The 22,609-nt window shown below is 59.7% G+C and carries 20 protein-coding genes and 2 pseudogenes; 12 read left to right on the top strand and 10 right to left on the bottom strand.

The genetic code is table 11. The annotated features are described in order from the left end of the window. Window positions 1–47: 47 nt before the first annotated feature. From RT460_RS09490 to RT460_RS09475, 4 genes are all read right to left on the bottom strand, one after another. Entirely contained in the window at window positions 48–719 is a 672-nt protein-coding gene (locus tag RT460_RS09490) for a hypothetical protein (protein WP_313318633.1), read from the bottom strand. Further along, entirely contained in the window at window positions 716–1,036 is a 321-nt protein-coding gene (locus RT460_RS09485; protein WP_313318632.1) for a hypothetical protein, read from the bottom strand. Before RT460_RS09485 ends, RT460_RS09490 begins: the two co-directional genes overlap by 4 nt. Beyond that, window positions 1,036–1,407: a hypothetical protein gene (locus RT460_RS09480; protein WP_313318631.1), complete on the bottom strand. Its 372-nt coding sequence runs from the start codon at window positions 1,405–1,407 to the stop codon at window positions 1,036–1,038. The genes RT460_RS09485 and RT460_RS09480 overlap by 1 nt, the downstream gene beginning before the upstream one ends. Before the next feature lie 258 nt (window positions 1,408–1,665). Next, window positions 1,666–1,845: a hypothetical protein gene (locus tag RT460_RS09475; protein ID WP_313318630.1), complete on the bottom strand. Its 180-nt coding sequence runs from the start codon at window positions 1,843–1,845 to the stop codon at window positions 1,666–1,668. Window positions 1,846–2,090: 245 nt separating this feature from the next. Here RT460_RS09475 and RT460_RS09470 point away from each other — a divergent pair. The 7 genes and pseudogenes from RT460_RS09470 (at window position 2,091) to RT460_RS09440 (ending at window position 10,117) form a co-directional block, all read left to right on the top strand. Beyond that, window positions 2,091–2,509 (top strand): annotated as a pseudogene (locus RT460_RS09470) (low affinity iron permease family protein). An 85-nt stretch (window positions 2,510–2,594) separates the two neighbouring features. After that, a complete protein-coding gene (locus RT460_RS09465; RefSeq protein WP_313318629.1) occupies window positions 2,595–3,011 on the top strand; it encodes a hypothetical protein in 417 nt (138 codons plus the stop codon). Window positions 3,012–3,147: 136 nt separating this feature from the next. Then, window positions 3,148–3,645, top strand: a complete 498-nt coding sequence (locus RT460_RS09460; RefSeq protein ID WP_313318627.1) for a ferritin-like domain-containing protein — start codon at window positions 3,148–3,150, stop codon at window positions 3,643–3,645. 49 nt (window positions 3,646–3,694) lie between these two features. Further along, complete coding sequence (locus RT460_RS09455; protein ID WP_313318625.1) at window positions 3,695–4,333, top strand: DUF6766 family protein; 639 nt, start codon at window positions 3,695–3,697, stop codon at window positions 4,331–4,333. A gap of 1 nt (window position 4,334) precedes the next feature. Continuing rightward, entirely contained in the window at window positions 4,335–4,898 is a 564-nt protein-coding gene (locus RT460_RS09450; protein ID WP_313318623.1) for an isochorismatase family cysteine hydrolase, read from the top strand. Between the two features lie 127 nt (window positions 4,899–5,025). Next, a complete protein-coding gene (locus RT460_RS09445; protein WP_313318621.1) occupies window positions 5,026–6,714 on the top strand; it encodes a diguanylate cyclase in 1,689 nt (562 codons plus the stop codon). A gap of 196 nt (window positions 6,715–6,910) precedes the next feature. Next, window positions 6,911–10,117 (top strand): LpqB family beta-propeller domain-containing protein, encoded by a 3,207-nt coding sequence (locus tag RT460_RS09440; protein WP_313318619.1) that lies wholly within the window; start codon window positions 6,911–6,913, stop codon window positions 10,115–10,117. Between the two features lie 134 nt (window positions 10,118–10,251). Here RT460_RS09440 and RT460_RS09435 read toward each other — a convergent pair whose 3' ends face one another. After that, a complete protein-coding gene (locus tag RT460_RS09435; protein WP_313318618.1) occupies window positions 10,252–11,145 on the bottom strand; it encodes a LysR family transcriptional regulator in 894 nt (297 codons plus the stop codon). A gap of 94 nt (window positions 11,146–11,239) precedes the next feature. On the opposite strand from RT460_RS09435, the gene RT460_RS09430 reads away from it, so the two are divergent. Further along, entirely contained in the window at window positions 11,240–11,962 is a 723-nt protein-coding gene (locus RT460_RS09430) for an SDR family oxidoreductase (protein ID WP_313318616.1), read from the top strand. A gap of 758 nt (window positions 11,963–12,720) precedes the next feature. On the opposite strand, the gene RT460_RS09425 is transcribed toward RT460_RS09430, so the two are convergent. Both RT460_RS09425 and RT460_RS09420 read right to left on the bottom strand, forming a co-directional pair. Continuing rightward, a complete protein-coding gene (locus tag RT460_RS09425) occupies window positions 12,721–13,059 on the bottom strand; it encodes a tRNA-binding protein (RefSeq protein ID WP_313318615.1) in 339 nt (112 codons plus the stop codon). 179 nt (window positions 13,060–13,238) lie between these two features. After that, complete coding sequence (locus RT460_RS09420; protein ID WP_313318614.1) at window positions 13,239–16,154, bottom strand: S41 family peptidase; 2,916 nt, start codon at window positions 16,152–16,154, stop codon at window positions 13,239–13,241. Between the two features lie 448 nt (window positions 16,155–16,602). On the opposite strand from RT460_RS09420, the gene RT460_RS09415 reads away from it, so the two are divergent. Then, window positions 16,603–17,517, top strand: a complete 915-nt coding sequence (locus tag RT460_RS09415; protein ID WP_313318613.1) for a LysR family transcriptional regulator — start codon at window positions 16,603–16,605, stop codon at window positions 17,515–17,517. 35 nt (window positions 17,518–17,552) lie between these two features. Next, window positions 17,553–18,080, top strand: a complete 528-nt coding sequence (locus RT460_RS09410) for a hypothetical protein (RefSeq protein ID WP_313318612.1) — start codon at window positions 17,553–17,555, stop codon at window positions 18,078–18,080. Between the two features lie 246 nt (window positions 18,081–18,326). Here the strand turns inward: RT460_RS09410 and RT460_RS09405 are convergent, their stop codons facing one another. Next, a complete protein-coding gene (locus RT460_RS09405) occupies window positions 18,327–18,953 on the bottom strand; it encodes a TetR/AcrR family transcriptional regulator (protein ID WP_313318611.1) in 627 nt (208 codons plus the stop codon). Window positions 18,954–19,157: 204 nt separating this feature from the next. Continuing rightward, window positions 19,158–20,627 carry an aldehyde dehydrogenase family protein gene (locus RT460_RS09400; protein ID WP_313318610.1) on the bottom strand — a complete coding sequence of 490 codons (1,470 nt, stop codon included), beginning with the start codon at window positions 20,625–20,627 and terminating at the stop codon, window positions 19,158–19,160. Between the two features lie 300 nt (window positions 20,628–20,927). Between RT460_RS09400 and RT460_RS09395 the strand changes: the two are divergent. Together RT460_RS09395 and RT460_RS09390 are read left to right on the top strand one after the other, a co-directional pair. After that, a pseudogene (locus RT460_RS09395) lies at window positions 20,928–21,125 on the top strand (hypothetical protein); the annotation flags it as partial. Between the two features lie 214 nt (window positions 21,126–21,339). Continuing rightward, complete coding sequence (locus RT460_RS09390; protein WP_313318609.1) at window positions 21,340–21,696, top strand: HNH endonuclease; 357 nt, start codon at window positions 21,340–21,342, stop codon at window positions 21,694–21,696. A gap of 328 nt (window positions 21,697–22,024) precedes the next feature. Here the strand turns inward: RT460_RS09390 and RT460_RS09385 are convergent, their stop codons facing one another. Continuing rightward, the gene (locus RT460_RS09385) at window positions 22,025–22,510 is read right to left on the bottom strand and encodes an H-NS family nucleoid-associated regulatory protein (protein ID WP_313318608.1); all 486 of its coding nucleotides are present in this window, start codon (window positions 22,508–22,510) and stop codon (window positions 22,025–22,027) included. Window positions 22,511–22,609 lie beyond the last annotated feature (99 nt).

Genomic DNA, 22,609 nt, shown 5'->3' with positions numbered 1-22,609 from the left:
GAAGGTGAAGCCGCTTCAGGCGTGGCCTGCCCGCCGGTAGAGCTGCCTCAGCAGTTTCCGTGCATGTGCTGAACCCAAATCGCTTTGCTTGTGGGCGCCAGGACGGGCGGCGCCAGCGCCCGAATCTCTTCCTCCACAGCCTCGGCAAGATCGACCGCGTGGCACCGCAACCCGATGTCCAGGAGAACGATGTCCCGCGTCCGCTCTCGATCGCCCTCGACCAACCAAGGACGGCCAACCACGTCATGCAGAAAGGGCCGATCCGGCGCGCCTTGCAGGACAGCCCACATGGCCATGGCGCCCTGCATCCGGAACGGAAAGAACGCCCTTTCCTCCGCTTCGACCTTGCTCCGCGCGAGCAGGGCCCGCCGGGCTTTCGCGTCGCTGCGTATCACTCGCTCAAGCTCCGCAGGCGTTGGGGTGGTCATCAGAACCGTCACTTCGGCTGGCAAACAGCCTCGCAGCCAGTTCCACGAACTGTCATCGCTCATGCGATACATGGGATACCGCAGCACGCGTGCGTCGAACAGGGTGACGCTGTTCCTTTCAGGAAGCCACTGGTGCGCATAGATGAAGTGCCTCCAAGCCACCTTGTGGTTAGCCACGTCTGCTTTGCCAGCCATTCGACGCTTCTTCTCCAGCGCAAGCCAGAAGCCAACGATGAGTAGCAGGATGGCTGCCAGCAACACCATCATCACGTCACCCGTCCACCAGGTCATGCCCCCCTCCCCTCGTTGAGTGCTTCGTTCAATCCTCGCCGCACCGCTTCGCCCACGCTGACCTTCTCCTTGGCGGCCCTGGCCCTTATCGCAAGCACCAGGTCAGCAGGCGCATTGATCGGGGCCAGTGCGACCCGCCTGCTTTCCTCCTCTCGTGCGGGGGTCCTCATGGGTTGGGCGAGTGTCTGCGCCAACAACTGGCGGACGGCTTCGGCCGTGGTGATGCCGGCATCTTGGGATTGCCGGCGAAGCGCTTCATGGATGACTGTTGGAACCAAGACCTTGGGCAGGCGTTGGGGTTTGCAGAGGCGTGCCATCAGAATCGCACCTGCGGCTTGGATGGCGCAGCCTTCGGCAGCCTCTTATCCAGTGCTCCTGCCCGCCGCATCGCTTTCCTGCGTTGGCGCTCACACTCACGCTCCGCGAATGCCTTTTCCATCTTCCGGAAAAATGCCTGCGCCGCAGGCGACACCGCCACCGACCCGGATACCGCTGCGCTCATAAACCTGGTTGGCTTCTCAGCTACTGACGGAAGCAACGCTCCGAATGACGGGAGACCATGAACCTCACCCTCCACCAGCTGACCATCCGATCCAATGAAGAAGATCTTGCTCGTTCCCTCGGCCTTCTCGCCTTGTTTTAATGTGTAACTGCCCATCGATTCGCCCTCCCATGAATGTTTATTCATTCATCCTTGATCGGATCGGCGGTTTGGCAAGGGTTGACCGGCCTAAGAAAACGACTAATTTTCAGATCTGCTTTGATGCCTAAAAAACGGATGAATCCGTGAAACGGCTCACATCCGATGCAGCTGCGTGGCAAAGCCGGACCTCAGCGCAGTTGACACGTTGTTTCTTCGCCCAGGCCCGCATTGCCTGCACCACGTCCACGCGCGCACGAACCCGCTATAAGAGCTGCTCGTGTCCTCACCCACCGAGTGGGGCGGCTATCGCCACCCTAGGTCCACGCGATCCAGGTCGTAGTCAGCGCCGGCTTCGAAGGCGGCTTGTTTGGCGGGGAGGTCTCCGTAGCGTTGTGCAAACTCGGCGTGGGTGAATCCGGCGTTTTCAAGCGAGAGGGCGTAGAGGCGTTGGAACTCGGCGTTGGCTTCGGTGCAGTGCTTCATCGGGCTCGCCTGCTGGCAGAGCGGATTGCTCGCGAACCGATAGCGATAGCCCCGGACTCGGCCCTTCCCGCACCCAAGAGCAAACACGGCTACGCCGTGAGCACCCTGCGAGCGAGCTCGAGACTCAGTGATCGAGTCGGGGCCTTCCCACATCGCGGATGTTTCATTGACGCGTTGGTCAGCACGGGGCCATTCTCCTTGGTTTGCACCGGGCTGGAGCCGGGACTGACCAAGAGAACAGAACCATGAAGAAGAGATCGTTTGGACACTTTGCGGCCGTGGCGGCCCGCGCGTCCGGGAGCCTGGGGGCGTTTGTTGCAGCCTTGGGCGTGGTGGTCGTCTGGGCCGGGAGCGGGCCCCTCTTCAAGTTCAACGACACTTGGTCATCAACACCGGCACAACGACTGTGACCTTCCTGATGGTTTTCTTGATCCAGCACACTCAAAACGGGGACACGGCGGCGCTCCACATCAAGCTCGACGAGTTGATTCGGGTGACCAAGGACGCGAACCAGGAGCTCCTCAACTTGGAGTCCATGGAGCCCGCGCACTTGGAGGAGATCCGCCAACGGTATGAGTCGTTGGCCAAGACCGCGGCAGATATCAAATCGAAGAAGGAACGCTGTATGCCGTGCCGGGAAGACGCCCTGCCCGAGCCTGAATGATTTAAAGAGCGATTAGGCCTTCGTCTGGGTGGCTAAACGTCGCGGGGCGACCCGAAGTAACATTTCTCCTCTGCCCAGACCGTCCATGCCCATGTCCTATTGCGATCCCTCCCCGGCTGTCCATGGCTCCGTCTTGGTGCTGGAGAACGATGTCGACTTGGGGCCCTTGCTGCGGGACGTCCTTACCATGGCCGGCTACGATGTGTTCTTGGCCCAGTCGAGCTCCGAGGCTCTGGCCCAGCTCTCTGCCACCTCAATGGCCGCCGCCGTCTTGGAGTGGTCCGCGCCAGATGGCAGCGGAGAGGTGGTCGCCGATCACCTGCTCGCGCACCGTATTCCCTACGTGGTTGCGTGCGGCTCCATCGGCCAGCACGTGTTGCCGGCATGCCACCTTTGGGCGCCCTTTTTGCCCAAGCCTTATACGATCACCGTCTTGATCACCGCGGTGGAGTCCAGCCGGTGCTCCGGGGTGCCCGTTGAGGACCGCCCGGCGTCGCCATAGAGCCACGCGTTCGCCTGGTGCTGAGGACTGTCCGGGCGGCTTGGTTAAGAGAGTCTCAAGGCCCGAGCACCGGTCTTCACGTGTTTTGGGCGACGCTGGCGTGAAGGTATTGGTTCACCCAGCAGAGGACCGATAGATGGCCATCAAAACTCTTGAAGAGCTTTTTGTTCACGAGCTGTCTGACATTTACAGCGCTGAAAAGCAGCTGACCAAAGCCCTGCCCCGCTTGGCCCGAGCCGCCGAGAACCCGGATCTCGTGGCTGCTTTCGAGACCCACCTGGAAGAGACGCAGGGTCAGGTCGAGCGGATCGACCAGGTCGTCGAAGTGCTGGGCATCCGGCTCAAGCGCATCAAGTGCGCCGCGATGGAAGGGCTGGTCGAGGAAGGCAAAGAAGTCATTGATTCGGTGGAGAAGGGACCCGTGCGCGACGCCGCACTGATCGGTGGCGCCCAGAAGGTGGAGCACTACGAGATCGCTTCTTACGGCACCATCGCAGCGCTCGCCAAGCAGCTGGGCTACAAGGACGCCCTTCCCTACCTGTTGGAAACACTGGCGGAAGAAAAATCGACGGATGAGAAGCTCACCCTTCTCGCCGAACAGGGCGGCAATCAGAAGGCCGCGGCAGGCAAGTAACCGAATGACTGGCGGGCCTTCGGGCCCGCCCTTGATCTGGACGGGAACCATGTGGCGCCGAAACGGGTTATCGATCGTCCTCGTCGTGCTGACCGTGCTGTTCTTGAGCGCGCAAGCGGTGACGTGGTGGAGCGTTCACAACGAGGAGCTGGCACAGCACGGCCAAGCCGCGTTGGGATTCGGTGCCTACCTCACCACAGGGCACTTCAGCAGCGCGACGTTTGAGAACTGGGAGAGCGAGTTCCTGCAAACGGGGATGTATGTGCTGCTCACCGTTCGGCTACGCCAGCGTGGCTCGGCGGAGTCACGCCCGCTTGACCCCGACGAGGAAGATCCAAAACTCGACGCCGGCCCTGCCCCGTGGCCCGTCCGCCGAGGAGGCATCTGGAAGAAAATCTATGGCCACTCTCTGGCCATCGCTTTTTTAAGCTTGTTTGTGATGTCTTTTTCTCTTCACGCCCTAGGCAGCTGGCGAGCGCGGTGCGACGAAGCCCGATTGGATCACTTGCCCGTCCCTGGCTTCTTTGAACACCTTTTCAGCAGCGACTTCTGGTTCGAGTCCATGCAGAACTGGCAAAGCGAGTTCTTGGCCGTTCTCGGCCTGGTCGTGTTGACCATTTTCCTGCGTCAGAAAGATTCGCCGCAGTCCAAGGCAGTGGAGGCCCCCCACGCCCAGACGGGGGACTGACATGCAACGCCCGGCCCTGCTCATCATCGATCTCTTCTCCCGTTTCGATTTCCCCGACGGTCAAACACTGGCGCCACTGGCGCTCAAAGCCGCCAAGAAGGTCCGGCAGATCCGAGACGTCTTTGACGAAAAACAGTGGCCCGTGATCTACGCCAACGATAACTTCGGGGATTGGAAGTGTGGCTTCCATCAGCTTGCGGAGGTTTGTCGCCACGAAGAAGGCCCGTCGGGCGACATCGCCAAGCTGCTGTTCCCCGGTCCGGATCACTACACGGTGCTCAAGCCAAAGCACTCGGCCTTCCTCGCCACGCCGTTGGCGGTGCTTCTCGCCAAGATCGGCGTCGACCAGTTGGTGCTCGTCGGCATGGCATTGGACTCTTGCGTGCTTGCCACCGCCATCGATGCCAACTCCCGCGAGTTCTCCACGGTGGTGGTGTCTGATGCAACCGCCTGCGTGCCGGAACGCAGGCAAGCCGCTTTGAAGCTGCTGCGCTCCACAGGGGGAGTCGAGGTTCGCACGGCCCACGTGTTTTTGCGCTCCCACGAGAGGGGAAAGGGTCATTGACCAATGGGCGGTCTGGCCGGTCTTCTGCAGGCCATCAAGAGCCGGAAGTCGATGCCGTTCACGGAAAACCAGCTGACATGTCCCTACCCTTACCGTCTTGTCTGCCTCCAGCCAAAGAGGGACTCCAATGATCGAGCAAGCCCGTCTGTCTGCCTTGCACTCGTTGAATATCCTGGATTCAGACCCCGAGCCGTTTTTTGATGCGCTCACCCGGGCTGCGCGATCGGCAGCAGAGATGCCCATCGCGCTGATCTCACTGGTGGACGAGGGCCGTCAATGGTTCAAAGCCCAAACCGGGCTGGAGGGCGTCCGTGAGACTCCACGCGACATTTCCTTCTGCACGTGGACAATCCTTTCAGAAGAGATCTTTGAGGTGGAAGACGCTTCCATCGATCCCAAGTTCTGCAAAAACCCATTGGTGCTGGGCGCTCCTCACGTCCGGCACTACGTGGGAGCACCGATTCAAGTGGCCGGCGGCCATCGGGTGGGCACCTTGTGTCTGCTGAGCCAAATGACTGGCAAACTGACACCCCGCCAGAGGGATGTCCTTCAGTGCTTGGCCGAGGCAGCTGCCGTGGGGATGGAACAACGGGCACAGCTGCTCGATCGGGTGTCCGAGGCTACTCGACTGCACGGCGACCTGCAGATGAGCCAAGCGCTGCTCGAACAGACCAACGCCGTGGCCAAGGTGGGTGGCTGGGAGCTCAACGTTGATACCAACGAGCTGGAGTGGACCCAACAGACCCGCCTGATCCATGGGGTGATCTATGCGTCTCCCTCCTTGGAGTCGGCGCTCTCCTTCTACCCTGAATCGGCGCAGGGACCCATACAAACCGCTCTCGCCAGCTGCGCCGAGCACGGCACCCCGATCGACCTGACGGTGCCATCCACCAAGGCTGACGGAGAGCGGATATGGGTTCATGTCGTCGGACAGCGCCTCCAAGACGACCGTGGCACGCGCCTGATCGGGGCGGTTCAAGACGTGTCGCTTCAGCGCTCCGCCAGCGACGCGTTGGCGCTGAGCGAATCTAAATACCGTCGGCTGTTTCAGCACAGCATGGGTTTGATCTGCACGCACACCCTTGAGGGCACTATCACGTCCATCAACCCGGCCGCCTCCCTTTCACTGGGTCGGGAAGAGCAAGAGCTCATCGGCCAGCCGCTGTCAGAGATCCTTCCGCCGGACAGGCGGATGCAACTCCATGCCTACCTGGCCAAGATCAAAGAAGATCAGAGCGACTCAGGAGTGATGGAACTTGTTGCCTCCGATGGGTCTCAGCGCTTCTGGGCCTACCATAACGTCCTGGATACGGAGGCGGATCCTCCCTACGTTCTGGGGCATGCCCAGGACATCACCACGCAACACCTGCAAGAGCAACAACTCCAAGAGCTGGCCATCCGGGACCCGTTGACCCGATGCTTCAACCGACGCTATCTCACCGAGCTCGCTCAACGTCAGTTGGACGCTTGGGGCTGCCTGGTGTTCGACCTGGATCACTTCAAGGAGATCAACGACACCCGAGGCCATGCCCAAGGCGATAAGGTCCTTGTCGACTTCGTTGCCTTCTTGTCGGTCCCCCTCCAAGGCGAAGAGGCGGTGGTTCGGCTTGGGGGCGACGAGTTCTTGGTGTTCGTCCCTGGCGCGACGCTGGAGCGTTTGCGCGTGCTGGAAGACACCTACCAAGAGCGCGCCGGCGACGCGCCGATCCGGTTCTCCGGCGGTTGCGCCATCGGCCGCCCCTCGGAGTCTGTCGCGGACACCATCAACCGCGCGGACACCAAACTTTACGATCGTCGCAGGAAACAACGGAGCTGAGTTCCTGTCGGCCCGCAGCTAGAAATGCCGCTTCTTAGCGCAGCCCCAGCCCCGCGAGCGGAACCACGCCTATTTGGATAGATGAACATGAGCGTGCTATGTTCAAGAGGGCACTCAGGAGGAGAGTCCTCCGAATTTGATAGAGCGCCAAGCGACAAGGGAAGGCAGCAGCGCTCGATCCCTGCGGCTTCCTATGATGATTTCGAACATTCTGCTCAGTGGCCGCGCCCGCGGCTGCGCGCTTGCCTCACTCCTTTTCGCCGGCACGGCGGTTGCCTCCCCCACCCCGCTAATTCGCTTCCCCAGCAGCAGTGCTGAGCAGGTGGCATTCGTCGCCAGAGGTGACCTTTGGATCGCGCCGAAGGACGGGGGCAAGGCGAGTCGACTGATCGAGGGTCGGGACGGCATCGGCGCAGCCCAGCTGTCCCCGGATGGCAAGTGGGTGGCTTACACGCAGCAGACCGGCGGACGCAAGGACGTCTACGTGGTCCAAACTGCGGGCGGGACACCTCGACGCCTAACGTTTGACGGCCGCATATCGCCAGCCGGAAATTTGGTGGTCGCCTGGACCCCTAAAAGCGACGAGGTGGTGTTCCTGTCCGACCGCGAGTCGGTCAGCTCAAAACAGATCCAGGCGTTCATTGTCCCTATCGCCGGAGGCCTTGCGGCCAAACTCCCCATGGATCAGGCCGGATCCTTGGCATTTTCCCCTGACGGGTCTTCGATAGCCTACACCCGCACGTTTACAAGCTTGGCTGCAAGAAAGCGATACGTCGGCGGTCAAGCGGAAGATATCTTCGTCTATGAGACAGCAAAAAAAGCCCTGCGCCGCGTAACCGATTGGAAGGGCACCGACACGGCCCCAATGTGGGATGGTCGGAACCTCTATTTCTTGTCCGATCGTGGGCCCGGTTTTCGAATGAACCTGTGGCGCTATAGCTTCGACACGGAGCGCTTCGAACAACTCACCCATTTTGCGGATTTTGACATCGACACCCCGTCGCTCGGTGGTGGACGCATCACTTTCCAGCAGGGCGGGCGGCTTTGGGCTTTTGGCCTCGATGATGCCAAGCTGCGTGCCATCGCCATTAACGTGCCCAACGATCAGACGCGCACGCGCGTTCGGGCAGTGGATGCCAGCGCCTTGGTCCAGACCACGGACGTTTCCGGTGTCACGGATTTCGGGGTGAGCCCGTCCACGCTGGTGGCATCCGCCCTCGGCGAGCTCTTCACCTATGACCTGGCCTCGGGGAGCACCCGAAACCTCACCCAAACGCCGGACGTTTACGAGCAGCATCCTGCCCTGTCCCCCGATGGCGAGTGGTTGGCCTACATCACCCACGACGGTCGCGCGCAGCAGTTGGCTATCAAGCCGAGTAACGGTGGGTCTGAAAAAATCTTGACGCGGTTTGCGTCTGGCGTGCTTTACCGCCCTACGTTTTCCCCAGATGCTCGCTGGCTGGCCCTGGCCTCTGCTGGCAACGAACTGTGGTTAGTGCCTCGGGGGAAGGGCTCGCTCCGCCTGGTTCATGCGAGCACCAAGCGAGAGATTCGGGACGGGGCGTTTTCCCCGGACGGTCGATGGCTGGCTTATAGCACCACCCGGGAAACCGGGGTCTCAGCGATTCGGCTTCATGAGATCTCTACCGGCAAGGAAATAGAGGTGAGCTCCCCCATGGAGAGCGATCGGCTCCCCGTCTTTTCGGAAGACTCCCAGACCGTCTACTTCGTCTCTCGGCGGCACGAGCGTCCGCTTACCTCTGATCGCGGGGACGAAGCATCGTTCGCAACAATCGCCTCTGACGGGCTCTATGGGATCCGCCTTGCACATCTCCAAAAAAATGGATCTCCCCCATCTGCATTCGCTCTCCCCGTGACTGGAGGACGGATAGTTTCGCTGCATCGCCGCGCCAACGTTCTCTATTATTCACAGCGTCCGACAGAACTTCTCAATGGAGAAGATCCCTCCAGCGCCTCTCAACTGAGGGCATATGACCTCGCGCGCGCTAAAGACGAGCAGGTCTTGGAAGAGGTGGAGACTGTGGCGATTTCTGACCGGGGAGGTCCGGCCGTGATTGGACGAGGTAGCAACCTCTACGCGGTCGACTTGGGTATACCCCACCCAAGGGCTCACCAGTTGGACTTGGCGGGCTTCAAGGTCGATGTTGAACCACGCAAATCTTGGTCTTCTTCGTTCGACTACGCGTGGATGCTCGACCGTGATCTCTTCTTCAGTCCGTCCATGAACGGAAGCGATTGGTCTCAGGTCCGCGCCCGTTACCGCAAATTCCTTCCCTTGTTGGGCTCGCAAGACGACTTCAACTACCTGATGCGGCAGATGCAGGGTGAGTTGGCCACTTCTCACGCGTTCGTCGCCGGATCGACCCTCGGCACGGCTCAACAACCTCCAACAGGGAGGCTGGGAGCCGATTTTGCACTCGACAAGGAAAGCGGTCGCTACTACCTGCGGTCGGTCCTCCAAGGCGACCCAAGCCGCGCGAAGTTCCGGGCACCGCTGTTCTCGCCGGACACCGGTGTCGGTGTCCAACCGGGCACGTTTGTGCTGGCCATTGATGGACAGCCATTAAAGGTGCCCGCAGATCCCGACGAACTTTTGGTAGGCAAGACTGGCCCTGTAGTCTTGACGATTGCAGACCAAGCTGGCGGCCAATCGAGGCACGTGACCGTGACGCCCTTGCAGAATGACTATAACCTTCGCCTCTACGATTGGATTCGCACCAATCGGGAACGTGTCTCCGCGCTTTCTGATGGGAAGCTGGGCTACGTTTTCCTGAGCGATTTCGCGGACGCAGGCTCAGAGGATTTCGTTCGTCAGTTTCAAGGCCAACTGGACAAAGAGGGACTGATTTTTGACGTTCGCTGGAATCGCGGCGGCTTTACCAGCCAAGCCATTCTCAGCATCCTCCGGCGCGTTCACGCTGGGCTGTTTGTGAACCGCCAGGGAGGTATCGAGCCCTTGCCGCTGTTTGTCGCACCTCGCGCCATGGCTGTCTTGACCAACGAACACTCTGCATCCGATGGCGACCAGTTCCCCTACTATTTCCGCCAGTATGGTCTAGGACCGATCATCGGTCAGCGCACATGGGGCGGCGTTCAGGGCATCAAGGGCTTCATGACTCTGATGGATGGCACGCGCATCACCATCCCGAAGGATTCGCTTGCCTCCACTTCGGGACATTGGCTGATCGAGAACGAAGGCGTTTCTCCAGACATTGAGATAGTGCCGAGCGTTGAGGATTTTGATCCGGGATCCGATCGACATTTGGAGACGGCGGTGGCAGAACTTCTGAAGCGAGCCGCTCCTGCTGGCCTCACAGCTCCAGCGCCACTGCCCGCTTATCCCCAGAGAGGCGACGTGCCGCCCGCAGCCTTTGGCAGGTAGGCCGTCGGGCAGACGCTCATTGGGCGTCTGCCGGGACCCCGCCGCTTTGATTGCAATACGACGCGTGCGGCAGCTGGATCGCTGTGCTGAAGCGTTCCGCGCCTGTGCAAGCAAAGCCGTTGCAGTCGACTCGGTCATTCCTCTCGCCACTTTTTAATATGGTCCACCAGCGCCCGCAGCTTCGGAGGCATGTTGCGGCGCTGGGGGAAATAGAGGAAAAATCCCTTGAAGGGAGGCAAGAAGTCGCCCAACAACGGCTCGAGTTGGCCCGCGTCTATGTATGGACGGAAGGTGGCCTCAGGGGCAAACGTGATCCCCCCGCCCGCGACCGCTGTTCGCAGCATCAACCGCAGGTCATTGGTTGTGATCTGCGGATTGACCGCTACGCTGAACGGCACGTCGCCTTCACTGAACTCCCATTTGTAAGGTGCGGCCATCGGCGAAGGCCGCCAACCAATGCATCGGAAGTTGACCAAGTCCTTTGGATGACGGGGCCGTCCGTGTGTAGCCAGGTAGCCAGGCGAGGCCACTGCCACCTCTCGCTGCTCTCCCGTCAGTGGCACTGCCACCATATCCAGCTCGATGACCTCCCCCAGCCGGACCCCGGCATCGTAACCGCCAGCAACGATATCGAACTCCTCGTCTGTGACGGTGATATCGATGGAGATACCAGGGTAGGCGGCGGCAAACGAAGCGAGCAGCGGACCTGCCAAGAACCTTTCCGCAATGGACGTCACCGCCACGCGCAGCCGACCCTTGGGAGCGGCGTCGCTTGAACTGAACTCAAGTGCCTGCTGTATGTCGGACCACGGCTGAGTCAGCGCGTCTCGCAAGTTCTCTCCTGCTTCCGTCAAACGCACTGAGCGAGTCGTCCGCGTTAACAGCGCAATGCCACGCGCGTCTTCCAACTTCCGGATCGCTTGGCTGACTGCCGAACGGGTCAGTCCAAGCCGGTCTGCCGCCGCTCTAAAGTTCCTTTCCTCAGCCACCGCCAGAAAAAGAGGCACCAAGTTCATGTCAAGGGACACTGGTTACTCCCACTAAACAATGCGTCAAGCGCCCAAGGATGCCATAACCAATCGCCCCCATCTATCGTTGCGACTCCTTTCTACGGAGTTGGCCATGAACAAGGTTATTTTGATCACCGGCGCGTCCAGCGGCATCGGCGAGGCCATTGCAAGAGATTTGGGGAAGGCCGGCGCCAAAGTCATGCTTGGCGCCCGGCGGCGTTCAAAGATAGACGAGATCGCCAATGAGATCCGTTGGTCGGGTGGCATCGCCCAGGGCCGTGAGTTGGACGTTACCGATCGCCAGTCCATGCATGCCTTTGTTCAAGAAGCGATGGACACCTGGGGGCGAGTAGACGTTCTGATCAACAACGCTGGGGTGATGCCCCTCTCCCCACTGTCGGCGGGCAAGCTCGATGAATGGGAACAAATGGTCGATGTAAACATCAAAGGCGTGCTCTGGGGCATTGGTGCAGTGTTGCCCATCATGGAGCGTCAGGGCAGCGGCCAGATCATCAACGTCGGCTCCATAGGAGCCCACCAGGTCGTCCCCACTGCAGCAGTCTACTGCGCGACGAAGTTCGCAGTAAGAGCCATCTCTGATGGGCTGAGGCAGGAGAGCTCTTGCATTCGAGTGACCTGCGTCAATCCCGGCGTCGTCGAGAGCGAGCTCGCCGCGTCCATCACGCACGCCGAGACGCGCGAGGCGATGGATAGCTACCGCGCCATCGCGCTGCAACCATCCGACATCGCCGTGGCGGTCAGGCACGTCATCGCAGCACCGGCGAACGTGGACACCAGCGAGCTGACCATTCGCCCGACCCAATCTGCTAATTGACCTGGAGTGCAGCGTGTTTTGGTGCACCGTCTGTATGGCCCATTTTCCTACATGTCCATTGATGACACGAACAAGGCGTGGTGACCTGGGCGAAGCGGCCTCATCGGTCCGGTGGGGCGCCCGGGGCTACCTCACCAAAACCGCAGACCAAGCCGAGTTGTTGGAGGCCGTAAAGACCGTGCTCGCTGGCGGCATCTACTTTTCCGTAGCGGTTCTGACTTCGCCGCCGCGCTCGGACACCGGCAGCGCCTACGGTTTGACACCCAGTTAGGTCGGCATTACCGGGAACTCGGGCAAGCGATTCGAGCAAAGGGGATTGCATATGCCATGGGGGCTCTCGACCCGAACCACCGAGCACCACAACTCTTGATTGATACGGAAGCTCGGAGTTCACGCCACCACAGCTGGTCGCAAAAGCGAGGGAGACAGGGGACATCGAGCAGCGGCTGTCGAACCGACCTCCTGGGGCCGCTATGCGGTCCAGTTGGGCCCTCGGGGGCCACCTGCAAGCGCGACAACCCCAGAACGCTCGACTCCCACCCCGCTGGGGCCGTCAAGCACTGCCGAACCCAGGCATCTGAAGGCTCACCTGCACCCTTGCCGCTGGGCACGTGAGCCTCCTAAGTCCCTGCGTTTGAACAGGCTCATTTCGACCTTTCGAGAAGACCGAGACCAGAAGGGGCCGCGGAGCGGACGTCGGCTCGCTGGTCGCAACCACGGGCATCGCGATCCGAGGGGATAGTAGTTTCAAAAGAACTTCATAGCAGCCGGGCACCCAGCGGCACTGGGTGCTCGGGCACGCATAGGCTGACGTTTCCGCAAGCATCATGAAAACCAAGCACCAAACATTGGGACATAAATGGCCCAACTTGCTTATCGGGGAGGTTCACGACCGCCACGACGTTCTTTCCTACAAGTGACTCCAGAGAATAGAGCGTCGTGATCTGAGCACTGCACTTCCGGATGCCGACCTCTTCACCGAAATCGATCTTAAGTTTGTATGCCGGATTTTTTGCTTCTGGGAACGAGTCGACGGCAATGACGCGACCGACCCTGATCTCCACTTTGCAAAAATCGGACCACCCGATTACGTCCATCGACTCGGCCTCCATACCAGATTAAAAAACGCCGCCACGTCACGTGGCTGTGAGCCCATCCAACCGCTACAGCGGCAACAGCCGTCGGCCTAGTCCAATTGAGAGCAATGCCGACGGCAACTCCAGTTCCCAATCTAGACGCGCCGTTATTCAGCCCCACGCTCTGACAGTCCGTTTGCTCAGTCCGCGATCGCGTCCACCATCAACTTCACAGCAGCCTCCAGTTGAGCGTCGTGGCCTGCCAAAATATCGGCCGGCATGTTCTCAACTTCGACATCCGGATCTACCCCGTGGTTTTCAACGACCTCTTGTCCTCTCATGTCATATACGGCCCTGGATGGAATGGTGATGTATCCACCGTCGGCAAGCTGCACATTGCCATTGTAGCCACGCAGCCCGCCCCAAGTCCTCTTCCCAACAGCCTTGCCGAGCCCATACTCCTGGAACAAATACGGGAACAACTCTCCGTTCGAACCCGACCACTGATTGATAAGCACCGCCTTCGGTCCGGCTAAAAGCTCTTGAGGCTGGGTGTCCATTGCTCCGGCGCGATTGCCATTGAACCCCACCTGGGTCCTGCGCAGGCGCTCGATGAGATAGTCGGCCACGGAGCCACCAGCGTTCCAACGGACATCGAGCACCAATGCCTGCTTACCCATCTGCGAATAAAATTGGCGTGTGAACTGTGCCAGCCCGTGCTGTCCCATATCGGCTAAGTAGACATAGCCCACTCGGCCGTCCGACAGCCGCTCCACAGACTGGCGATTGCGTTCGATCCAATCGAGCTCGCGCAGGTTCACTTCGCTTGCGACCGGCTTGACACGCAGGGCGCGGCGCGGCTCTTTTGGCCCGACAGCAATTGTCAGCTCAACAGGCTCCGAAACCGCCAGGCCTTGCAACAGTTCGTCCGGCACTAGGGGCGCTTGCAGCTCCTTGCCATTGATAGCCAAGACATAGTCACCCTCTTTAACAGCCAACCCAGGCTGTCTTAGCGGACTGCGATACTCTGGCAAGGTATTATCGCCCGGAAAAATTTTCGAGATCCTATACCTCCCAGAATCAGGGTCGAGCACCCAGTCTATGCCGAGCCGGGGTCGGTTGGCGCGGCTGTCCGTGTGGCCGTCATCGCCGCCGCCGACGCTCATGTGCGAATTCGACAGCTCCCCCATCATCTCGCCGATGAGCCAGTTCAGGTCGGCTCGAGATCCAAGCAGCGGCAGGAGTTTAGCGTAGCTGTCGCGGACCTTATCCCAGTCCTGGCCGTTCATCTCTTGCGAGACCAACAGGTCACGCTGCAGCCGCCAAGCACTGTTGAACATCTGCGCCCATTCGATGGCCGGATCCACTAACATACTCAGCCCGCTTAGGTCTAGGCTCTGTTCCTTCTTTCCAACGTGCCCCCGCGGCACATCCAGCACCGCGTAGTCACCTCCCCTCTTGATCAGAACCTTCTGCCCCACGAGAGCTAGGGAGTAGCTGTCCAAGTCTTCTGCGAGGACCGTATCCTGCTCGGTCTCAAAATCGAACCGATGAAGCGCAGATTTCTCGCCCTTCAAGAAGCCGTCGAATGTCGAAAGCGGTTGGCTCAAGTAGTAAATTCCGTCGTCGCGGACGTTGAGCTGAACGATATTGGCGGGCTCAATCGCAACCACCGTGGCGTTCGACATGAGGTCTTCCTGGGCGATTCGCGCCGGATCTTGGGGCAGATCAACCACGTAGACACCAGTGGACTTCACCATCGCAAAGTCGATTTCCTGGTCGGAGGGAACCGCATGCACATACCGGGAGGAAGTAAAGTAGAGCCGCCTGCTGTCTGGAGACCAAGCCGGGTTTGCCTCGGTCCCCTCCCCTTTCCCAAGGCGATGCGTGCGTCCCGTCGCCAGGTCGTAGAGGTAGATGTCGCGACGTTTTGCAGTCCCTGCCATGCTGAAGGCCAGCCAGCGACCATCGGGCGAATAGACCTGATCTCGTATCCCTTGCCGCTTGTCTCGGGCCACCTCGATCGGCGCGCCCCCGCTTAGTCCCACCTGCCACAGCCGGTGATCGCCATCGCTGAAGCTAAGACTTCGGCCGTCGGGAGAAAAGACTGGAGTAAAGAAATACCCTTTTTCGAAGCGAGTGATCACGCGCTCCGACCCATTGTTGACAGCACGGACGGCCACTTGAGGTGTTCCTGCAACTTCTGTGACGTAGGCAATCCTGCTGCCGTCCGGGGACCAACTTGGAGCATCCTCTTCAGCAGCAGGGGTCTGCGTGACGTTACTGGACTTGCCTTCCCCCGTCGGAACGATGAACAGGTCTCCGCGTGCAGAGAACAAACCGTGATGACCGTCCGGCGAAATCGCGTAGTTGATTCGATCGGGAAGGTCGAGGTCGCCATCCCGCACAATCGCTTCGCCACGCACTTGATTGCCCACCGCACGCAGCCGCTTCTCCAACCGCACGTTGTCGCCAGGCAGCGAGACAGGAACTTCTGTTAAGCGCTCGCTGGGCAGGTCCAGCCGATACAGCTTGCCGCCTTGCTGGAACGTGACTGCATCGCCGCCCAAGGCAGGCGTATCGATGTCATAGTCCGTGAAAAACGTGAGCTGCTTTTCTCGGCGGGACTTGAGGTCGAGGACCCAAATGTTCGCGCGTCGATTGCTGTCCCGGTCTGAAAGGTAATAAATCTTTTGGCCATGCCACATTGGAAACGCATCCATTCCACCGGATGCAGTCAGTTGCTGGCTGCTGCGCGTTTCAAAGTCATACGTGAACACCTCACGCGACATGCCCCCGTTGTATCGCTTCCAATTTCCGTGGGGTGCCAGCAAGCGGTTGTATGCGAAGGTATGGCCGTCAGGACCATACGTGCCCATACCGACTGCGTTATCAAGTGGCATGGCCTCAGGCAAGCCACCGGCGACCGGAACCCGGTAGAGTTCCCGCACGAGTCGGTTCCATTGCCTATGCTGGCTGAGATAGAGGATAAACTGCGAATCGGGGGACCAAGTGACGACAAGGTTGTCCAGCCCACGCCCGTTGTGATGCGTCAGCCTGATCGGTTCGCCACCCGTCGACGGCATCACCCAAACGTCGCTGCCAGCGTTATTCATGCCCGTGAAAGCTATCCAACGACCGTCTGGGGAGACCCTTGGAAATACATCTGTCCCCGGCCCCTTCGTCAGCTGATTCGCTGTGCCACCTGCACGGGGAACTGACCAGAGGTGCTCGTTGGCACTGAAGACAATCTTTCCGTCGTAGGCTTGAGGATACCTCGGCAGCGCCGCAGATGCCTGGCCCCCGGCGAACATCGTGAATGCCAGAAGAAATGGAACGAAGGGACGCGATCGTCGAAACATAGAATGCTGCCGTGTGCCAAGTAGTGACGAATGCCGGGCATGGGAAGAGCGAACAGGCAACCCCAGCGCAATGCCTTTGCATTTTCGAAAAAGTCTAGTTACGAGGTATCCATACGTCAAATCGATACAAACCATCACTCACATCGATGAGTTCGATGAACGTCACCATGTTAGGATCTCACCGGGCCGCCTCGCCATAGACATGACAGTCGATCACTTCAATCTTCGTTCCTTCGATCTGAACCTGCTACTGGCTTTTGATGCCCTCATGCAAGAGCTGAGCGTGACACGCGCAGCAACGAGGCTGAGAATCCGTCAACCCGCGATGAGCCACGCGCTGTCTAACCTGCGAATGCTTTTCGACGATGAGCTGTTCATTCGTAACGGCCACGTCATGGAACCAACTCCCCGTGCGAGGGCCCTTCATGAGGGGCTGCATCCCCTGTTGGTTCAAATTGGAAGCGCGTTGGTTGTTCCTACCGGCTTCGATCCGGCGGAGGAAACCCGGATTTTTAGGCTCGGCATGAACGGCCAGGCCGAAGCGTTGCTTATGCCTTTCCTCGTTGAGCACCTCGCCAAACACTCTCCTGGAATAACCATCGAGTCCGTCCCTCTCGGCGAGCATGCAATCCAAAACCTGCTGAATGACGCCAAGATTGACCTCGCGATCGCGCATGTGAGCGAGGATACCGGACGCTTGCGCCGTGAAATGCTCTACTGCGAACAGTTCGTGTGCTGCTTTCATCCGTCCCAGCTCGCCTACGCAACCCCTATCGCCTCCGAAGACTACTTTTCCTCCGTGCACGGGCTCGTGTCGGACAGTGCAAACTTGCCTGGATTTTTGGAACATCTGCTTCGGCACGCCCCGATGCAGCTACAAGCCTCCCACTTATCGCACAACGGCATCACCTTGCTTGCGATGGCTTCTCGCGCTCCACTTGTCGCTTCCCTGCAAGCCGGTGTCGCCAGGCGTTATGCCGCGGCATTCGGCCTCGTTGTTAGCAACCTCCCGTTCGACGTTGACGAATTGCAAATCGACCTGATCTGGCATCCGCGAAGTGAAAACGACCCAGGCATCTCGTGGCTGAGACGGCTATGCCAATCGTGCGTTGCCTGATGGAGTAGTGCCGGCTGCCACGCCAGCGTTCGACCGTGACCGAGCAACTCATCGTATTTGATATTGAGCACACCGTGATAAATAGACAGTTCACCTTTAATCGTGGCAATTGGCATACCGGCCACAATTTGATGGGGCCGTTGGACGGCGAAAACGACATTGCCGGCTTAACGCGGGCCGGGTATTCACCCAACGGTTCTCACTATGGAGGTGAGCACGGCCCGCGGCTCGAAATGTTCGAGAACTCAGCAGATGGCTCGTTCTTCGCGTTTGTTTCGCCCACCGGCCGGACCACAGTGGAAGTGCTCCTCCCCGACTTTGAGAGCTTCATGCTCTTCATGAAGGACTACGGGGGTTCATTTGCCGCAGCCGGTTCCGAGGCGACCCAAAAAGTGGTCATGGAAACGCTTGCGAAACTCTTCGGTGCGCTCCATGGCCACGACTGGAGCGAAATCTGCCAGCGGTGTGACCCCGTAGGATGGCGACGCTGGAACGGTATGCAGGACAGGGGCGAAGGCCGCCTCGACCACGTTGTCCCACCGGCGTCGCGACCGACCATTTAGCTGAGCGCTTAGGACAAGCAGCGCCGGGGGTTCTCTTCGTCGAACAAGCCAGCGCGGACGGGATGCCTTGGTTGGCAAAGTATCTATCCTGGCCTCGGAAATCGTGCGCACTGGAGTTCATTTTTAGGCTTCCGCAGGCCTTGAGCACGCGCATGCGCCCCGTGTAGACACGCGCAAATCACCAAGGCGGTCACCGCTGTCGCCATCCGGGGCAGCAACTGCGCCTGGTCGATCGTGAGGTTTCCCTCACGGAGCCAAATGAAGAGCGTCCGCGAATTGGCGGTAATACTTGTCTATCAGTTCTTCGCCATTGTCCGGGGAAAACAGATACAACCTCATTGTTCCTTCAAAGACAAGCGAGAGGCGATCGGTAACGACTTCAGGGTCCAGACCACTGGTTATTTGCCCCCTTTTCTGAGCACGTCGAATTCCTTCCCGCAACATTTCCAACAAGCCCAACTCGTGGCTTCTAAGAAGCCCAGCCACATGAGGATTGCGCGCCCCTTCGCTCGCAATTTCGGCGCGCAGAACTGCCACCGCATGTCCTTCCGGCTTGAGGAAGAGGTCCGCTAAGAGCTCTTTGACGGTCCGCCGACTAAAGTCTGAGTTCCAGAACCGTGCAATCAGGGCCTGATGGCGCTGCAAATCGAGTTCGATCAGGGTGAGGATAAGTGCTTCTTTACACGAAAAATACTGATAGATGTTAGCAACGCTGACCTTTGCGTTGGCGCTTATGTCGGAGAGGGAGGAAGCGTGGAAACCCTTGTGTATAAACGACTTCCGCGCTCCATCCAGAATTTGCATCAAGCGTTTTTCTCGCGCCCCCTCATTGACAGGGCGACCAAGCTGCGGCTTGCCTTCACCTCCATTCATTCAACACCTCAAAATTGGTCCTGTCCAAAGCAACAACACTACTTCCACGGGCGACCCGGCTCAACAGGCAGCATTCGCTTGCGCGATTGCTGCCCGGCCTGAAGCAGACCATCGCAACGCTCGAATCTTCCCTTCAATGAAGTTCAGTTCCTTCATTGGCCTCCGCGCAGATGCTCTACCGACGTCCAGCTCAAGGCAGGTCGATCAAGAATCGGACGAATGTGCGCCGGTGGCGTATACCTTGATTTCCTGGAACTGCTCAATGGCGCGAGGTCCGCAAAGCACACCGATGCCGCTTTGCTTGAATCCGCTCTGTTCAAACTGCTCGGACATGACGCCCCAACAGTTCATCCAAATATGGCCGGCCCGGATAGCCTTGCCCACTCGTCGGCAACGCGATGAGTCTTCCGAGAACACCGACGCAGCGAGGCCAAACTCGGTGGCATTTGCGCGCGCAATCGCGTCGGCCTCGCCCTCAAAGATCTCGAACGTCTGGACAGGCCCAAACACCTCGTTCTGAACGACGTAAGCGTTCAAGTCTTCGACCTCGATCAAACTTGGACGGAAGAATGCGCCGGCGGCCAACGGTCCCTCTTCGACTGGGCCGCCGCGAACGAGAATATTCGCATAAGACGCCGATTCGGCAACCACTGCGTCCACGCGTGCAACGCTGGCCTTGTCGATCAACGGACCGAGCTGTGCCTGTGGGTCCTCACTCTCGCCGAGTCGAACGTTGCCATAGGCCTCAATGAGGGCAGTCCGCAGTCGGTCTGCCACCGTCCGCTGAACCAAGACACGAGAACCTGTGCAACAGAACTGGCCATTCATCGCGACGAGGGCCATGACGATCTGCGGGACAACGGCCGCAAGGTTGGCGTCGTCAAATACCACCAACGGTGCTTTCCCGCCAAGCTCCAGGTTCAGCCGCTTCAGCGTTTTTGCGCCGTTAGCGGCGATGGTTCGTCCGATGTTTGTGCTGCCGGTATAGCTGATCATGTCCACTTGTGGCGATTCCACAAGCAGGGATGCGCCAATGCTTCCTGTCTCGGTGATGACATTGAGCACGCCGGGCGGCAGCGATTGAACGGCTGCGACCGCCTCGGCGAACAGCGCGTTGGTGAGTGCCGTCTGATGAGGCAGCTTAAGCACCACCGTGCACCCGGCCGCCAACGCCGGAGCTATCGCTCGCACGGAGAGAATAATCGGGGAGTTCCAAGGCGAAATGACGCCAACAACGCCAAGCGGCTCGGGATCGGAGAAGAAGTGCACTCCTGGCGCAGCTTCAAGAGCTCGGCCACCGGTTTGGAGCAGCGCGGTTGCCGCGCCATAGCGGAGCCACTCCGACGCCAAGGAGAGTTCCCACTCGGTCTGAGCCAACAGCTTGCCCCCTTCCTGAGAGAGGCGGACCGCCATTGTTTTTGCGCGCTTGGCGACCTCGACGGCTAACTCATTTAAGGCTCTGGAACGCAATGACCGCTCTGTCGGCCAGTTCGATGTATCAAAGGCCTTACGTGCAGCCTCAATTGCAAGCTGAGCTTCGTCTTGGCCGATATCCAAATAGGTGCCCAGAGGCTGGCCCGTCGAAGGACTGACCGCTTGCCTGATCGTCCCCCCTTTGTTCCAACTGCCATTGATCCAGTTCTTTACTGCTTCAGTCGCACGCGAGTCTGTCATGGCGTTTTCCTTTCGTCGTATTGGGCAGGGTCGTTCCCCTGCTTCACCTTCCGCACCGATTGAGCGATCAACGCTGCCTTCGGACAGTTATAAGAGTGAGCGCTCACCAATGTATCTGTCAAGCGTTTTTGTTGATGGGGGTTGAGGCTGTGATGATTGGTTAGCAATAAGACCAGCTCCCTCCCCGAGCTCAGCTACTTGGGCTGCATCACGCGACGAGTTGGATCTTGGGCGTTCGGCCACACATTGAGCCTCAGCGGAGCCCCCGTTTCGAGAAGCAGCCCGAGGCGGTGGTCGTTCAGACGCGGAACCCGGAAGGCTGCGCGTCGTTACCCGGTCGAGGCCCACGCAGCGCAGGCACGCGACGTGGGCTTCACCTGGTGGCAGTGGTGGATCATGACGCCACTGACGCTGATCGGCACTTTCTGGGTGTTCGGCCTGCTGAGCGGGTTGCCGATGTTCTTGTATGTGATGTATGCACAACTGACCCAGCTCTAGAGAGCAGCCGCTTGGGGTTAGGGCGGCCCGCGTTGAGGCCGCCTTATCACCGGACGCACGTTTGCGATGGGCTTGCGCGGAATTTGGGGATGGGATATACAGCAGCTGCCGGTCGCATAAGCGCCGGTGTTGTGCCCGCATAGCCAATAGGCTCCGGGTGCCCGAGGTTCTCCTATAGGAGGCACGGGAATCGTCTTCTGATTCCGGAGCCCCTATGAGCAAGAAACGCCTCAAATCCATCCGCACTTCTGCCTTCCACGCCCAGGCCGGCCGCTGCTATTACTGCGGCTTGCCGATGTGGCTGACTTCTCCCAACGAGCTGGGGCTCAAGGGCAGCAACGGGCGCGGAGTCCAATGCACTGCCGAGCATCTAACGGCCCAACAGGACGGTGGACAGGACGTGCCAGAGAACGTCGTGGCTGCGCATGCCCGGTGCAACCAAGGCCGCCACAAGCGCCTCGGCCAAGCACCGTCTCCTGACGCGTTCAGGACGCTGGTGATGCGGAGGGTCGCACGAGGAAAGTGGTGGCCTCAGAACTTGCCGTTCTGGCTCCGTCAGCCGATCCGTTGAAATCACCGCCGGGGAGGGGAACACCGATGCTGATCGAGGGAACGCCCGCCGGTTGTTTTGGCCTTGCGGGATGCGATCAAAAACGCCCGCAGTCTGACTTGGTTCGTCCCAGCTCGTTTCACGCATCAGGCGGGGCCTTCAATGCACTGAAGGCATCCCTCTTCGGAGTCGTTGGACGCACGTCAAGGCGGACAGATGCAGTCCCAGCTGGGTGCGCAGGCGCGCTCCTGCCTCTTATTGCAAGAGCGTTCCATTGGCGATATCGAGCAACACGTGCGCCGCAGCCACCGCCTTGGCACCGGCATTGGCGAGGCCTTTGTGCACGGGGTTAGCCAGCAGACTTCGCCGAGCCCTTCTTGGGGGGCTTCCGCATCGGCTTGGCCTTGCTCGCCTTCTTCACCGCCTTGGTCACCTTCTTGACCGCCTTGGTTGGCGATTTGGTCACCGCGCCATTGGCCGCCGGGAACTTTGCACCCGGGTTGGCTTTGGCCCAAGCTTTGCCGTCGGCGGACTTGGCCCACGCGCTAAAGGCCTTCGGGGTCAAACCACGGCCCGCCCAGGTCTCACCGCTGGGAAGGCGATACTTCGGAGCCACCTTGCCGAGCTTGCGCCCCTTCAAGGATCCAGTGGTCGCCTTGGGCGCGCGCGCCGGCTGGGTGTCGATCGATTCCCCGATGAGTTTGGCGACCTGCCGCCGCTGCGCAGGACTGAGGACCTTCGCATACCTTTGGAGCACGGCGAGCGCCTTGGGCACCTCCCCGTCGCGTTTCTCGACCAGCTTTTTTCTGGGCTTCCAGCTGTTTGATCTCGGCATCGAATGATTTGAGGGTGGTCAGGGCCATTGAGATACTCGGTCAGATAAGGCCGCCTTGGTTATATCCGATAACGCGCTTGCGAGACAGGCCCCCATCTT

It is taken from the genome of Stenotrophomonas sp. (assembly GCF_032061965.1).
In the GTDB taxonomy this organism is placed as follows: Bacteria; Pseudomonadota; Gammaproteobacteria; order Xanthomonadales; family Xanthomonadaceae; genus Stenotrophomonas.
Note: the sequence above shows the minus strand (reverse complement) of the source record. Positions and strands in the feature narration are given on the sequence as shown.

What these genes read in the sequence shown, in the direction of transcription:
- RT460_RS09490 (WP_313318633.1), bottom strand. Translation starts at nt 719, where the DNA reads ATGACCTGGTGGACGGGTGACGTGATGATGGTGTTGCTGGCAGCCATC.
- RT460_RS09485 (WP_313318632.1), bottom strand. Translation starts at nt 1,036, where the DNA reads ATGGCACGCCTCTGCAAACCCCAACGCCTGCCCAAGGTCTTGGTTCCA.
- RT460_RS09480 (WP_313318631.1), bottom strand. Translation starts at nt 1,407, where the DNA reads ATGAATAAACATTCATGGGAGGGCGAATCGATGGGCAGTTACACATTA.
- RT460_RS09475 (WP_313318630.1), bottom strand. Translation starts at nt 1,845, where the DNA reads ATGAAGCACTGCACCGAAGCCAACGCCGAGTTCCAACGCCTCTACGCC.
- RT460_RS09465 (WP_313318629.1), top strand. Translation starts at nt 2,595, where the DNA reads ATGCCCATGTCCTATTGCGATCCCTCCCCGGCTGTCCATGGCTCCGTC.
- RT460_RS09460 (WP_313318627.1), top strand. Translation starts at nt 3,148, where the DNA reads ATGGCCATCAAAACTCTTGAAGAGCTTTTTGTTCACGAGCTGTCTGAC.
- RT460_RS09455 (WP_313318625.1), top strand. Translation starts at nt 3,695, where the DNA reads ATGTGGCGCCGAAACGGGTTATCGATCGTCCTCGTCGTGCTGACCGTG.
- RT460_RS09450 (WP_313318623.1), top strand. Translation starts at nt 4,335, where the DNA reads ATGCAACGCCCGGCCCTGCTCATCATCGATCTCTTCTCCCGTTTCGAT.
- RT460_RS09445 (WP_313318621.1), top strand. Translation starts at nt 5,026, where the DNA reads ATGATCGAGCAAGCCCGTCTGTCTGCCTTGCACTCGTTGAATATCCTG.
- RT460_RS09440 (WP_313318619.1), top strand. Translation starts at nt 6,911, where the DNA reads ATGATTTCGAACATTCTGCTCAGTGGCCGCGCCCGCGGCTGCGCGCTT.
- RT460_RS09430 (WP_313318616.1), top strand. Translation starts at nt 11,240, where the DNA reads ATGAACAAGGTTATTTTGATCACCGGCGCGTCCAGCGGCATCGGCGAG.
- RT460_RS09425 (WP_313318615.1), bottom strand. Translation starts at nt 13,059, where the DNA reads ATGGACGTAATCGGGTGGTCCGATTTTTGCAAAGTGGAGATCAGGGTC.
- RT460_RS09420 (WP_313318614.1), bottom strand. Translation starts at nt 16,154, where the DNA reads ATGAATAACGCTGGCAGCGACGTTTGGGTGATGCCGTCGACGGGTGGC.
- RT460_RS09415 (WP_313318613.1), top strand. Translation starts at nt 16,603, where the DNA reads ATGACAGTCGATCACTTCAATCTTCGTTCCTTCGATCTGAACCTGCTA.
- RT460_RS09405 (WP_313318611.1), bottom strand. Translation starts at nt 18,953, where the DNA reads ATGAATGGAGGTGAAGGCAAGCCGCAGCTTGGTCGCCCTGTCAATGAG.
- RT460_RS09400 (WP_313318610.1), bottom strand. Translation starts at nt 20,627, where the DNA reads ATGACAGACTCGCGTGCGACTGAAGCAGTAAAGAACTGGATCAATGGC.
- RT460_RS09390 (WP_313318609.1), top strand. Translation starts at nt 21,340, where the DNA reads ATGAGCAAGAAACGCCTCAAATCCATCCGCACTTCTGCCTTCCACGCC.
- RT460_RS09385 (WP_313318608.1), bottom strand. Translation starts at nt 22,510, where the DNA reads ATGCCGAGATCAAACAGCTGGAAGCCCAGAAAAAAGCTGGTCGAGAAA.